The following is a 13,252-nucleotide window of genomic DNA, read 5'->3' as shown; positions in this document are numbered from 1 at the left end:
TCGTCCCTTTTTTCGATGAATGGCCGTTCGGCAGCCGAACGTGAACCGGTCATCTGTCCATCTCTGCCCGGCTGCCGCCGCCGGATCAGCCTTCCTGGCTGATTTCCGGCCGCTGGAACAGCTGCATGACAGCGTCGTTCTTCTCGACCTGGACCATCGCCCGGCCGACCGACTTGCGGTCGTCGAGCGGCGTCTTCTCGCTCTGGAAGCGCTGCTCGCCGCCTCCGGCGAGCAGCGCGCTCAGCTCGCGCGGCTCCTTGCAGTACGAGGCGCCGACGAGCGCCGCGCCGTTCGGCTTGACCCGCTTGCCTTCCTTGAACTCGAACGTGATGACGCCCTTGCCGCCGCGGCCCTGGACCGGGTAGTCGGCGAGCAGGCTGCGCTTGGCGTAGCCGAGGTCGCTGATGACGAGCACTTCGCCCTCGTCGTCCGGACCGGCCTCCAGCGCGGCGGCAAGCTCGTCGCCTTCCTTGAGCTGGATGCCGCGCACGCCGCCGGCGACGCGTCCCATCAAGCTCACCTCGGCAGCCGGGAAGCGGATCGCCGCTCCCGCCCGCGAGACGAGCACGAGATGGCGGTCGCCTGCCGACTGCAGCACCTGGACGACCTCGTCTCCGTCCGCCAGCTTGACGGCCGCGATGGCGGTCGAGCGGTTCGTCGCATAGTCCTTGAGCTCGGTCCGCTTGACCTGCCCGCGCTTCGTGAAGAAGAACAGCGATTGGCCCGGCTGCTGGATGTCCTTGACCGGCAGCACCGCGACGATGCCGTCATCTTTTGGAATCGGGATGACGTTGACGATCGCCGTGCCGGCGTCCTTCCACTTGAAGTCCGGAATCTGATACACCGGCAGCAGGTAGTAGCTGCCCTTGCGCGTGAAGACGAGCAGGCTGTCGATCGTATTGCACTCCAGCACATGGCGGAGCGCGTCGCCTTCCTTGAGGCCGGACGCGTCCAGCTCTCCCCCGCTGCGGGCGAAGCTGAGACGGCTCGTCCGCTTGACGTAGCCGTCGCGGCTGATCGTCACGAGCACGTCCTCGGCGCTCACCATCACCTCGAGGCCGACCTTCAGCTCCTCGACCTGGCCGCGGATTTCCGAGCGGCGGTCGATGCCGTACTTCTCGCGGATCTCCAGCAGCTCCTCCTGAATGACCTTGAGCAGCTTCTTTTCGCTGTCGAGGATCGAGCGCAAATAGTGGACGCGCTTGGCGATCTCGCGCAGCTCCTTTTCCAGCGAGGTGATCTCGAGGTTGGTCAGGCGGTACAGCTGGAGCGTCAGGATCGCATCGGCCTGCCGCTCGCTGAAGCCGAACTTGGCGACGAGGTTGTCCTGCGCGTCGGCGCGGTTTTTCGACGCCTTGATCGCCGCGATGACGTCGTCGAGGATGTTCAGCGCCTTGACGAGTCCTTCGAGCACATGCGCGCGGTCCTCGGCCTTCTCCAGCTCATAGCGCGTGCGGAACGTGACGACTTCCTTCTGATGGTCGATGTACGCCGCCAGCATCTCCTTGACGCCGAGCTGGCGGGGAGCCTTGTTGACGATCGCGACCATGTTGAAGTTGTACGTCACCTGCAGGTCGGTCTTTTTGAGCAGATAGGCCAGGATGCCGTCGGCATCCGCGTCCTTCTTGAGCTCGACGACGATGCGCAGGCCGTCGCGCCCGCTCTCGTCGCGCACCTCGGCGATGCCGTCGACCTTCTTCTCGAGACGGATGTTCTCCATCGCCGTGACGAGGCGCGACTTGACGACCTGGTACGGAATTTCCGTCACGACGATCATCTTCTTGCCGCCGCGCAGCTCCTCTACGGCCGTTTTCGACCGCAGGTGGATGCGTCCCTTGCCGGTCGAGTAGGCGTCGCGGATGCCCTCCTCGCCCATGATGATGCCTCCGGTCGGGAAGTCCGGACCTTTGAGGATGCCCATCAGCGCCTCGAGCGGCATGCTGCCGTCGTTCATGAGCGCGATGCAGGCGTCGATCACCTCGCGCAGGTTATGCGGCGGGATCTCGGTGGCGAAGCCCGACGAGATCCCGCTGACGCCGTTGACGAGCAGGTTCGGGTAGCGGGCCGGCAGCACGACCGGCTCCTTGGTGCTGTTGTCGAAATTGTCCTTGAACAGCACGGTGCGCTTCTCGATGTCGCGCAGCAGCTCCATCGCGATCGGCGACAGCCTCGCCTCCGTATAGCGCATCGCCGCCGCCGGATCGTCGTCGAGCGAGCCCCAGTTGCCGTGGCCGTCGATGAGCGTATGGCCCATCTTCCATGGCTGCGCCATCCGCACCATGCCCTCGTAGATCGAGGAGTCGCCATGCGGATGGTAGTTGCCCATCACGTCGCCGACCGTCTTGGCCGACTTGCGGTACGGCTTGTCCGGCGTATTGCCGGCGTCGTACATCGCGTACAGGATCCGCCGCTGCACCGGCTTCAGGCCGTCGCGCACATCGGGGATGGCGCGGTCCTGGATGATATATTTGGAGTAGCGTCCAAATCGGTCGCCGACGACCTCCTCGAGGAATGCCGGCAGAAATTGCTCGCTTGCGCTCATGAGCCCGTCCCCCTATTCCTCGTATTCGGTGAAGTCGACATTGTCGATGATCCAGCGCTTGCGCGGATCGACCTTGTCGCCCATGAGCGTCGATACCCGCCGCTCCGCCTTGGCCGCATCGTCGATCTGCACCCGCAGGAGCGTTCGGGACTCGGGATTCATCGTCGTTTCCCAGAGCTGGTCCGGGTTCATCTCGCCGAGGCCCTTGTAGCGCTGCAGCTCGAAGCCCTTGCCCATCTCCTTGCCGTAGTTCTGCAGCTGCTCATCGGTCCAGGCGTAGCGCACCGTCTGCAGCTTGCCCGTCTTGCGGGACATCTTGTAGAGCGGCGGCTGCGCGATGTAGATCCTTCCCGAGTCGATGAGCGGCTTCATGTACCGGTAGAAGAACGTCAGCAGCAGCACCTGGATGTGCGCGCCGTCCGTATCCGCGTCGGTCATGATGATGATCTTGCTGTAGTTGCACTCGTCCGCCTCGAACTCCGGCCCGACGCCCGCGCCGATCGCGGCGATGATCGCCTTGTACTCGTCGTTCTTGAGGATGTCGCCCAGCCGCGCCTTCTCCGGATTCATCGGCTTTCCCTTCAGCGGCAGGATCGCCTGATACTTGGAGTCGCGGCCTTGCTTGGCGGAGCCGCCGGCAGAGTCGCCCTCGACGATGAACAGCTCGTTGCGCGAGGCGTCCTTGGACTGCGCCGGCGTCAGCTTGCCGCCGAGGTTGGACGACTCGCTGCGCTTCTTTCCGCTGCGGATCTCCTCGCGCGCCTTGCGCGCGGCCTCGCGCGCCCGGGACGCCTGGATCGCCTTTTTGAGCAGCATCTGGCCGACCTGCGGATTCTCCTCCAGGAACACGGCCATCTTGTCCGCGACGACGGCGTCGACGGCGCTGCGGGCGGAGCTGCTGCCGAGCTGGTCCTTCGTCTGCCCGACGAACTCGACCTCCGCCATCTTGATGTTGATGACGCACATCATGCCTTCGCGCAGGTCTCCGCCTTCAAGGTTCTTTTCCTTTTCCTTGAGCAGGCCGGCGCGCCGGGCATAATCGTTGAGCACCCGCGTGTAGGCTGTCTTGAAGCCGGTCTCATGCGTGCCGCCGCCCCGCGTCGGGATCGAGTTGACGAAGCTCACGATCGTCTCCGTATAGCCGTCGTTGTACTGCAGGGCGACCTCGACCTCGATGTCGTCCTTGTCCGCCGCGAAGCGGACCGCCTCATGCAGCACCGACTTCTCCTCGTTGAGGAACTCGACGAACTGCTTCGCTCCGCCCTCGTAGTGGAAGACGTTCTCATGCCCGCTGCGGTCGTCGCGGATCGTCACCTTGAGCCCGGAGTTCAGGAAGGCGATCTCCTGCAGCCGGTCGCTCAGCGTATCGAAGCTCAGCGAGGTGTTGCCGTGAAAGACGCGCGCATCCGGCTTGAACGTCACCTTGGTGCCGGTCTGGCGCGTATTGCCGACGATCTCGAGGCCGGTCGTCGGCTCGCCGACATGCTCCTTGCCCTGGCTGTCGACCCAGTATTCGAACCTCTGCTTATGTATCTTGCCCTCGCGGAAAATCTCCACCTCGAGCCATTCCGACAGCGCGTTCGTCACCGAAGCGCCGACGCCGTGCAGCCCGCCTGACTTCTTGTAGCCTCCGCCGCCGAACTTGCCCCCCGCGTGCAGGATCGTGAATACGACCTGCGGCGTCGGGATGCCGCTTTTGTGCATGCCGGTCGGGATGCCCCGCCCGTTGTCGTGTACGGTCACCGATCCGTTTTTGTGCAGCGTGACGGCGATCTCCGTGCAGAACTTGGCCAGATGCTCGTCCACGGCGTTGTCGACGATTTCCCACACGAGATGGTGCAGGCCCGAGCTCGTCGTGCTGCCGATGTACATGCCGGGGCGCTTGCGCACCGCGGTCAGGCCCTCGAGAATCTGGATATCGTCCGCCTCGTAGGAAGGGCCCTTCGCCGTATTTGCCGATTCGGTTGCGTAAAGGTCCAGTTGTTCGGCCATACGCGTCCCCCTTTTCTGTTCCTTGCTGTCCGTGCGAATAACTCACGCTATTTTAATTCAAGATGTCCTGTTTCGTAAAGACGCCATACGAGACGACGAGCGCCGCTGCGGCCCAGATGCCAAGCACGGCCAGGGAAAATCCGATGTCCATGCCCGCGATCGGCGGCGGCGTGCCTTCGAGATAGTCGGTCAGATCGATGTTCACGGAGAAGATGTATTTGGCGGTCTCCCAGGAGGAAGCCATGCCGGCCAGGATGCTGCCGGAGATGACCGCCGCCATCATCGTGACGATGCTCGCCGCCGTGCTGCGCACGAGCACCGACACCATCGTCGACAGGATGGCGATCGTCATGCAGCTGATCCAGATGAGGCCGCTCTGCATGAGCATGTACGCCCATTGCGGCACGGCATGCACGCCGGTCGCGTCGATGGCGGAGCCGTCGATGACAAAGCCGGTGAACACCGGCATCGTCCATCCCCCGTAGCCGAAGAGGAGGCCGGATATGAGATAGCATACCGCGCCGGTAGCGAGGATAGCCAGCGAAACGTAGAGCGTCAAGGCGATCAGCTTGCTCGTCAGGATTTTCCAGCGCCGCACCGGACGGGTCAGCAGCATCTTGATCGTGCCCCCGGTGCGCTCTCCCGATACGAGATCGGACGAAAGCGCGAGGATGAGCAGCGGGAAAAACATCGAGACGGAGCTCGCCATGAACTGACGGGTGAACGTAGCCGCGTCCGGGCTGTTCGGATTGATGTCATGATCCAGGTAATATTGCAGCTGCTGCACTTTGATGCGGTCGTACTTTTTCCACTCCTCCGGCATGCGGTCGCTCGCCAGCGTGTTCTGCAGGTCGGTGATCTGCTGCTGGATCTGGTTGCGCCAGTCCTTGAAGTTGGCGGCGTTCGTCTGGGACACCCGGAGCTGGGCGTAGGTGAACAGCGGCACGAGCACCAGCAGGATTAGAAGGATAACATAGAACCGCTTCTTTTTCCAAATTTTCAGCGTCTCGTTCTGAACGAGCGGAAGCATCCCCTTCACTCGGCCTCCACCTCCGTCAGCCTCAGGAAAAGCTCCTCGAGCGTCGGCGCGACGCGCTGCACCGCTTCGATGCCGATGCCCCGCCGCACGAGCAGCTCCACGACATCCGGCAGCGCTTCTTCATCCACGCTCGTCACGATCGCTCCGGGCAGATGAGCGAGCGCGCCCTCGTCCAGCCGATGCTCGCCGTCGCCGAACAGCTGGACGGACGGCTGGTCCGCGAGCAGCGCCCGCGCCTCCTCCTGGCGGTCGGTCTGCCACAGCACGAAGCTGTTCGCCTGGCCGACAAGCTCGTCCACCCGGCCGACCGCCAGCACCCGGCCCTCGTTGATAATCGCGACGCGGTCGCACATGAGCTGGATTTCGCTCAGCAAGTGGCTGGAGATGAACAGGCTCAGCCCGGTTGCCGACAGCATGCGGATGAATTCGCGCAGCTCCTTGATGCCCTTCGGATCGAGCCCGTTCGTCGGCTCGTCGAGAATGAGCAGCTTCGGCCGTCCGAGCAGCGCCTGCGCGATGCCGAGCCGCTGCCTCATGCCGAGCGAGTAGTCGCGGACCTTGTCATGGATGCGCTCGTCCAGGCGCACGATCGAGACGACCTCGCGGATGCGGTCCTCCCCGATGCCCGGCTGCATGCGCGCGAACTGCTCGAGGTTTTCCCAGCCGGTGAGGTAAGGGTACATTTCCGGATTCTCGACGATGCAGCCGACCTCGGCCAGCGCCTTCTCCGGATCGCGGGCGAGATGATGTCCGCCGATGAGGATCTCGCCCTCGGTCGGCTTGATCAGATCGACCAGCATCCGGATCGTCGTCGTCTTGCCCGAGCCGTTCGGCCCGAGGAAGCCGAAGATCTCGCCGGGATGCACTTGGAACCCGACCTCGTGGATGATCCATTTCCGGCGGATTCTTTTTTTCAGGCCGCGCACGTCCAGCACGGGCTCGCCGGCGGCGACGCCCGCCTTCGAAGCGGCATCCTGCGCAGCCGCGGACGGCCTGGACTTTGGCCGTTGGCGAACGGGGTAATCAATCGTCATGCAGGTCCTCTCCTTTTGTCTCTAGCTCGTCTGCCAAGACAGCGGCGGCGCGTCCGTCAGGTCAGCGCCTGCACGATGCGCTGCGCGATGCGGACGTAGCCGTCCTGATTCGGGTGGAAATGATCGGACGCCATGTAGGCGGCCGAGCGCTGCTCGAACAGATCCATGACGGGAACGAGCACCGCATGCTCGTCCTTGGCCAGGATGCGGTACGCCTCGTCGTTCCAGCGCTGGACGGCCGCGCTGCCGTCGCGCAGCTCCGCGATGTCGTAGAACGGATTGTACAGCCCGGCGTAGACGAGCGTCGCCTCCGGGTTGATCGCGCGGATCCGCTCGACGATGCTTTTGAGCGACGCGGCCGCGGCCGGAATCTGCGCCTCGATCTCGTCGAGCGGAATGTCGCTCGAGCTCCCGTTCTCTCTCGCTTCGAGGACAGGACGGAACAAGTCGTTGCCGCCGATCGTCAGCAGGATCAGGTTCGCCTGGCGAATCGGGTTGTCGAGGCCCCGGTCCTCGGCGAGCATCTTGTCGAGCTCCGCCGCCGTCAAGCCGCTGATCGCCAGATTGTTGATCTGCTGCACCGGCTTGCCGGTCGCAGCCTTCAGCTGCTCCAGCACCGGCTTCACATAGCCGCGGCCGCTGTTGTCCCCGACTCCTTTGGTCAAGGAATCGCCGAGCGCCGTCACGAGGATCTCGTCCGCCTGCAGGTATCGTCCGCCGGCCTGAGCCTCCTCCGGAGCCTGGCGCGCCGCCTGCTGCACGGAAGGCGTGACGATCAGCATGTCGCGCATGGCGAAGGCGAATCCTCCTGCGAGGAGCAGCGTCGAGGCGAGGGACGCCGTGCCTACGACCCGCCATAATGTGCCGGATGACTTCATCTTATTTCGGCTCCCCTTGCTCGGAATTTGAATTGTGAACATTTGGTATAGCATCATCTACTAAAAATAAGGCTTGCGACAAGTTTTTGCAAATCATGCGGGACGAAAGGACTAGGGCGCGCTCGTCCCCCGCACCGCAAAGCTGCCCGCCGGCGTTCGCGCCCGCTTCTGCCGCCCGATTTTTTTGGACTGCAGCGTCCCGAGCGGACGGCAGCGTCAGACGGAAAGGAGGCGAAAGCGCATAGGTCCATGAAAAAAGCAGGCCTCGTCGGCCTGCTCTTCCTATCCGTCATATCTGATCGTCAAGCACTCCGCTGCCTGGCGAGCCGCGTCGCGCGCGCTCTCGGCATCCGTCCCCGACGCAAGGGCGACGGCCATGCGGCGTCCCTTGCGCGTCTCCGGCTTGCCGAATACGCGCACCTGCGCGCTCGGCACCGCGAGCGCCTGCTCCAGCCCTTCGACCGCGAACGAGCGGCTGTCGCGCGTCGCCTTGAGCGTGCGGCTCGCGCCCGGCGACAGCAGCCGCACGCCAGGGATCGGCAGGCCGAGGATCGCGCGCACGTGGAGCGCGAACTCCGACAGATCCTGCGTCGCCATCGTCACCATCCCCGTATCATGCGGCCGCGGCGACACCTCGCTGAACAGGACGCCGTCCTCGGTCAGGAACAGCTCGACGCCGTACAAGCCCCAGCCGCCAAGCGCTTCGGTAATCGCCAGCGCGATCCGTTCGGCCTCGCGCAGCTGCGCCTCGCTCATCGCATGCGGCTGCCACGACTCGATATAGTCGCCGTCCTGCTGCACATGTCCGATCGGCGCGCAGAACGCCGTGCCTGAGACGGAGCGGACCGTCAGCAGCGTGATCTCGGACTCGAAGCGGACGAAGCCTTCGACGATGACGCGCTTCTTTTTGGCGCGGCCGCCCTCCATCGCATAGTTCCAGCAGCTCTCGATCTCCGCCTCGGAGCGGCAGACGCTCTGGCCCTTGCCCGAGGAGCTCATGATCGGCTTGATGACGCACGGCAGTCCGAGCTCCAGCACGGCCGCCCTCATCTCCTCGAGCGAGTCCGCGAAGCGGTAGGAGGCGGTCGGCAGGCGCAGCGTCTCCGCCGCCAGGCGCCGGATGCCTTCGCGGTCCATCGTCAGCCGCGCGGCTCGCGCCGTCGGCACGACCTTGTAGCCCTCCTGCTCCAGCTCGACGAGCGTGCCGGTGGCGATCGCCTCGATCTCCGGCACGATCAGATCCGGCTTCTCCCGCAGGATCAGCTCCCGCAGCCTCTCCGGGTCGAGCATGTCGACCACATGCGAGCGATGCGCCACCTGCATCGCGGGCGCGTCCGCATAGCGGTCGACGGCGACCGTCTCCACGCCGAGCCGCTGCGCCTCGATGACCACTTCCTTGCCGAGCTCTCCGGAGCCCAGCAGCATCATCTTGCGCGCCCCTTGGGTCAGCGGCGGTCCATACGACATTTCAGTTCCCCCTGTTCCAATTTCCGGTACATGATCCCTATCATTTTGGACGCTCTCTATCGAAAAATCAAGCGAACAGAGTCGTTTTCCTTGACAGCTATATTCCACTGAACGTATATTTTAGGCATGAAATCGATCCTTCACGCGCTGGCCGAGCCGAATCGGCTGCGGATCGTCGAGCTGCTCCGCTCCGGTCCGCTCACAGTCGGAGAAATCGCCGAACGGCTGTCCTTCAACCAGCCGCAGACGTCCAAGCATCTCAAGGTGCTGAGCGAGGCCGGCGTGCTGCTTGTCGAAGCCTCGGCCAACCGCCGCATCTACCGGCTCTCGTCAAAACCGTTCCAGGAGCTGGAGGCATGGGCTTCCTCCTTCCGCCGCGACTGGGAGGAGCGCATGGACCGCCTGGACGGGTACCTGCAGCGGCTGCAGCAGGACGGCACGGAGCGCTGACGGCGCAAGGCTCGGCCTTGCGGCCCGAGCCTCGCTTGCGCGGCCGCTGCAGACGGACTTTCAGGCCGCCCGCAGAAGGCCCCTTCCGCAAAAAAAAGCTGACCCGCATGTCCGGACTTGGACAGGCGGAGTCAGCTTTTTTGGAGCCGGCCTTGGCTTGCCGGCAAGCGTCAGGCGCTGAGGAAGCGGTACTGCGCCTCGATGAGGCCGTAGTACGTGCCGCCATGCCGCATGAGCTCGTCATGGCTGCCCTGCTCGACGATGCGGCCGTGGTCGAGCACGACGATGTTGTCGCAGTGGCGGATCGTCGACAGGCGATGCGCGATGATGAACGACGTGCGTCCGGCCAGCAGCGTCTTGAGCGCTTCCTGGATCTTGAGCTCCGTCTCGGTGTCGATGCTCGCCGTCGCCTCGTCGAGGATGAGGATCGCCGGATCCGCGAGCAGCGCGCGGGCGAAGCTCAGCAGCTGCCGCTGTCCCATCGACAGGACGTTGCCGCGCTCCTGCACCTCGGTGTCGTAGCCGTCGGGCAGCGTGACGATGAACTCATGCGCGTTGACCGCGCGGGCGGCCATCTCGACCTCCTCGTCCGTCGCGTTCAGACGCCCGAAGCGGATGTTGTCGCGGATCGTGCCGGAGAAGATGAACGTATCCTGCAGCACGATGCCGACCTGCGAGCGCAGGCTGTCGATCGTCACGTCGCGGATGTCCTGGCCGTCGATGCGGACCGCTCCCTCTACGGGATCGTAGAACCGGCAGAGCAGGTTGATGATCGTGCTCTTGCCGGAGCCGGTATGGCCGACGAGCGCCACCGACTGGCCGGCCTTCACCTCGAGCGAGATGCCCTTGAGGGCGGGACGGTTCTTCTCGTACTCGAAGACGATGCTGTCGAACGACACGTCGCCCTTGATGCCGGTCAGCATGCGCGCGCGGCCGCTTTCCTTGACGGTCGGCTCCTCGTCGATGAACTCGAAGATCCGCTCCGAGCTGGCCATCGCGACGAGCAGCTGGTTGTACATCTGGCCGAGCCGGTTGATCGGATCCCAGAAGTTGCCGATGTAGTTGGCGAAGCCGACGAGCAGGCCGACGGTGATGACGTTCGTCTGGAGCAGATGCGAGCCGTACCAGAACAGGATGAGCGTGCCGATCGCCGCCGTCACCTCGATGATCGGGCCGAACGTCTGGTTGAGCACCGAGGCGCGGTCCCAGCTTTTTTTGTTGATCGTGTTCATATGGTCGAAGAACTTGTAGTTCTCCTTCTCCTGCACGTACGCCTGCGTCACCTTCATCCCCTGGATCGCCTCGTTGAGATGGGAGTTGATGCGCGACTGCTTGATGCGCACGTCCTGCCAGGCGAAGCGGATGCGCTTGCGGAGAGCGCCGGAGACGATGAACATGAGCGGCACCGTCACCATGACGGCGATCCCGAGCTGGAAGTTCCAGATGAGCAGGATCGCGGCGATGCCGACGAGCTGGATGCAGTCCATGAGCAGGTTGACGACGCCGTTCGTGAACAGGTCCTGCAGCGAGTTGACGTCATTGGTGACGCGCACGAGCACAGAGCCCGCCGGCCGCTTGTCGAAGAAGCGGAAGCTGAGCTTCTGGATATGCTCGAACAGCTGCTGCCGCAGGTCGTAGATGACCTTTTGGCCGATGATGTTCGTGTACTTGATGCGGATCGTGTTGGCGGCCCACTGGATGACGTACAGGCCGAGCATGATGCCGCCGTAGGCGAGCAGCAGGCTCTTGTCGCCGCCGTCCTTGTCGATCGCCTCGTCGATCGCGAGGATGATGACGGCCGGCGCGGCGAGCCGCGTCAGCGTGCCGAGCAGCATCATGAGCACCATCGGCACGAGCTGCTTGCGGTAAGGCTTCATATAGGAAAGCAGGCGCAGGACCTGCTTCCAGTTGAACGGCTTCTCGATGACCTCGTCATCGGTATACTTGAAGCGCTGGCGCTGAGCCTGCGCCGCCTCCTGCATGGAGGCGTCCAGGCCGGATGCGGGCGCGGCCGGCCCTTTTGCGCTGCTAGCCATCAGGCGGTCCCTCCTTTGCCCAGCGCGGGCTCGTCGTCCTGCTGCGGACGGTCGGCGTACTGGATGTTGTAGACTTCGCGGTACGGTCCGCTCTGGCGGACGAGCGCCGCATGCTTGCCGCGCTGCACGATGCGGCCCTTGTCGAGCACGAGAATCTCGTCGGCGTCCTTGAGCGAGCTGATCCGGTGGGCGATGATGAACGTCGTCCGTCCCTTCATCAGCTCCTTGAAGCCGGCCTGGATCTCATGCTCCGTCTCCATGTCGACCGCGCTCGTCGCGTCGTCGAGCACGAGGATATGCGGATTGCGGATCAAGGCGCGGGCGATGGCGATGCGCTGCTTCTGGCCGCCGGAGAGGCCCATGCCGCGCTCGCCGACGAGCGTGTCGTAGCCGAGCGGCAGCTCCATGATGAAGTCATGCGCCTTGGCCAGCTTGGCCGCGCGCTCGATCTGCTCCATCGTCGCGTCCTTGTCGGCGTAGGCGATGTTGTCGCGGATCGAGGCGGAGAACAGGAACGTCTCCTGGAACACGGTCGCGATCTGGCTGCGCAGGCTCTGGACGTCGAGCTGGCGGATGTCGAGGCCGTCGACGGTGATTTTGCCCTGCTTGACGTTGTAGGCGTGCATGAGCAGCTGGATGATCGTGCTCTTGCCGGAGCCGGTGCCGCCGAGCAGGCCGATGACGGTGCCCGGAGGGGCGTCGAAGCTGATGTCCGTCACCGCCGGCTCCTTGTCCGCGTAATTGAACGTGACGTTCTCGAAGCGGACATGACCCTTGACATGCTGCTTGTCGAGCACGACCGCGTCGGGCACGCTCTTCACATGCACGTACTGGTTCAGCAGCTCCAGCACCCGCTCGCCGGACGCCTTGGACTGCGTGTAGTTGTTGATATGGAAGCCGATGCCCCACATCGGTCCGATGATGTACCAGATGAGGCTGAAAAACGCGACCAGCTCGCCGAGCGTCAGATGCTGGTCGATGACGCGCAAGCCGCCGAAGATGAGCAGGATGACGACGCTTACGTTGGCCAGCAGCTCCATGAGCGGGAAGTACCGGGCCCAGATCGTCGCCGCGCCGACCTGGTTCGTCTGGTATTCCGCGCTGCGCGCCGAGAATTTCTCGACCTCGTGGGACTCGCGCGCGAACGACTTGACCGTGCGCACGCCGGTGATGTTCTCCTGGACGGCCGTCGTCATGTGGCTGAGCGCCTGGCGCATCTCGCGGAACGCCGGATGGATGTTCTTCTCGAAGCGCACGGCGGTGAAGGCGAGCAGCGGAATCGCCACCAGCGTGACGAGCGTCAGCTGCCAGTCCATGGTCAGCATCATGACGCCGCCGAACAGGATCATGAGGAACACGTTGAGCACCTGCGCGAAGCCGAAGCCGATGAACTGGCGGATCGCCTCCAGGTCCGCGGTCAGGCGGCTCATCAGATCGCCCGTCTTGGCGGTGTCGTAGTACGGATAGCTCAGCTCCTGCAGCTTGGCGTAGCTGGCGTTCCGCAGCCGGTAGGCGACGCGGTTGCCGAGCCGTCCGCCGAAATATCCGCTCAGGAAGTTCATGAAGCCCTTCAGCGAAACGACGCAGACGACGGCCAGCGACAGCAACGGCACCGGCTCCCAGTTCTGCGGCTTGACGACGTCATCGATCAGGTACCGCAGCAGGTTCGGATAGACCAGTCCGAGCGCGGTTGCAGCGGCCAGGCAGAGGATGGATGCGAAGATGAACTTGCGCTCCACCCAGTAGTAAGGCTTGAGTTGCCTGAAAACCTCCAAGTGTGCTCTCTCCCCCGTTAGTTAGGTTTAACTGCGATT

At 64.0% G+C, this 13,252-nt stretch carries 9 protein-coding genes; 1 reads left to right on the top strand and 8 read right to left on the bottom strand.

All coding sequences use genetic code 11. The features are described 5' to 3' along the window. Window positions 1–85: 85 nt before the first annotated feature. From gyrA to purT, 6 genes are all read right to left on the bottom strand, one after another. The gene (gene gyrA, locus GE073_RS11760) at window positions 86–2,542 is read right to left on the bottom strand and encodes a DNA gyrase subunit A (protein ID WP_101809091.1); all 2,457 of its coding nucleotides are present in this window, start codon (window positions 2,540–2,542) and stop codon (window positions 86–88) included. 12 nt (window positions 2,543–2,554) lie between these two features. Beyond that, the gene (parE, locus tag GE073_RS11755) at window positions 2,555–4,534 is read right to left on the bottom strand and encodes a DNA topoisomerase IV subunit B (RefSeq protein ID WP_028599681.1); all 1,980 of its coding nucleotides are present in this window, start codon (window positions 4,532–4,534) and stop codon (window positions 2,555–2,557) included. Window positions 4,535–4,586: 52 nt separating this feature from the next. Continuing rightward, window positions 4,587–5,573: an ABC transporter permease gene (locus GE073_RS11750; protein ID WP_153783507.1), complete on the bottom strand. Its 987-nt coding sequence runs from the start codon at window positions 5,571–5,573 to the stop codon at window positions 4,587–4,589. Continuing rightward, a complete protein-coding gene (locus GE073_RS11745) occupies window positions 5,570–6,607 on the bottom strand; it encodes an ABC transporter ATP-binding protein (RefSeq protein ID WP_153783506.1) in 1,038 nt (345 codons plus the stop codon). Before GE073_RS11745 ends, GE073_RS11750 begins: the two co-directional genes overlap by 4 nt. Before the next feature lie 56 nt (window positions 6,608–6,663). After that, entirely contained in the window at window positions 6,664–7,485 is an 822-nt protein-coding gene (locus tag GE073_RS11740) for a GDSL-type esterase/lipase family protein (protein WP_194843349.1), read from the bottom strand. Between the two features lie 282 nt (window positions 7,486–7,767). Next, entirely contained in the window at window positions 7,768–8,952 is a 1,185-nt protein-coding gene (gene purT, locus GE073_RS11735; RefSeq protein ID WP_153783504.1) for a formate-dependent phosphoribosylglycinamide formyltransferase, read from the bottom strand. A gap of 126 nt (window positions 8,953–9,078) precedes the next feature. On the opposite strand from purT, the gene GE073_RS11730 reads away from it, so the two are divergent. Continuing rightward, window positions 9,079–9,402 carry an ArsR/SmtB family transcription factor gene (locus GE073_RS11730; RefSeq protein WP_153783503.1) on the top strand — a complete coding sequence of 108 codons (324 nt, stop codon included), beginning with the start codon at window positions 9,079–9,081 and terminating at the stop codon, window positions 9,400–9,402. Between the two features lie 170 nt (window positions 9,403–9,572). On the opposite strand, the gene GE073_RS11725 is transcribed toward GE073_RS11730, so the two are convergent. Then, window positions 9,573–11,384, bottom strand: a complete 1,812-nt coding sequence (locus GE073_RS11725) for an ABC transporter ATP-binding protein (RefSeq protein ID WP_028599687.1) — start codon at window positions 11,382–11,384, stop codon at window positions 9,573–9,575. A gap of 53 nt (window positions 11,385–11,437) precedes the next feature. Continuing rightward, on the bottom strand, window positions 11,438–13,213 hold the full coding sequence (locus GE073_RS11720) for an ABC transporter ATP-binding protein (RefSeq protein ID WP_028599688.1): 1,776 nt from the start codon (window positions 13,211–13,213) through the stop codon (window positions 11,438–11,440). Window positions 13,214–13,252: the final 39 nt, after the last annotated feature.

Source organism: Paenibacillus sp. B01 (assembly GCF_009649995.1).
GTDB classification, from domain to species: domain Bacteria; phylum Bacillota; class Bacilli; order Paenibacillales; family Paenibacillaceae; genus Paenibacillus_O; species Paenibacillus_O pasadenensis.
This window is presented reverse-complemented; position numbering and strand designations above follow the sequence as displayed.